The organism is Limnospira sp., from assembly GCF_051859755.1.
GTDB lineage: Bacteria > Cyanobacteriota > Cyanobacteriia > Cyanobacteriales > Microcoleaceae > Limnospira > Limnospira fusiformis.
In genome coordinates, this window is sequence record NZ_JBIMLI010000420.1 from 1 (window position 1) to 525 (window position 525).

Sequence of the window (525 nt, forward strand, 5' to 3'; positions counted from 1 at the left end):
ACTTCTATGACTAATAAAGGTGGTAACATCGACAGGCGAATGGTATTACGTTGGGAGAGTTGCTCAATATGTTCTGGTCGAATAATGGTTAAATCTGGATAACGATTTTTGGGTTCACCTCTCACTTCTAATTCTAATCCTTGACCTCGGACGCGACGATAGCCGACAATAGCAGCAAATTGAATTAGTAAAAATGTGGCTATTTCAATATTTAAACCTGATTCTGGAGGCATTTCTATGAGTTCTCCGTTGAATAATTCATAGAGTTTTTCGGAAGCATCATGATAAGATAAATATTCATCAAAACTTTGAAATCTGGGTTTGGCTTCTAGCATAAGATGAACTCCTTTAACTAATAGGGTTAATTAAGAACCGGGATTAAACACTTGATATGCTGTTAAATCAAGCTGTCTAAATTGGGGTGATATGATTAAATTATCTCCCGCACAAACTCCGATTTCTGTGTAGCCAGTTTCGGTGATTTCTAAAACTAGGATGGTTTGAGTTTGGGGGTCAACTATCCAA

General features: G+C 37.1%; 1 protein-coding gene. It reads right to left on the reverse strand.

Going from position 1 to position 525, the window contains the following annotated elements:
* A partial coding sequence (locus ACTIE0_RS24975; protein ID WP_439517089.1) for a Uma2 family endonuclease occupies positions 1 to 335 on the reverse strand: 335 nt, incomplete at its 3' end.
* Positions 336 to 525 lie beyond the last annotated feature (190 nt).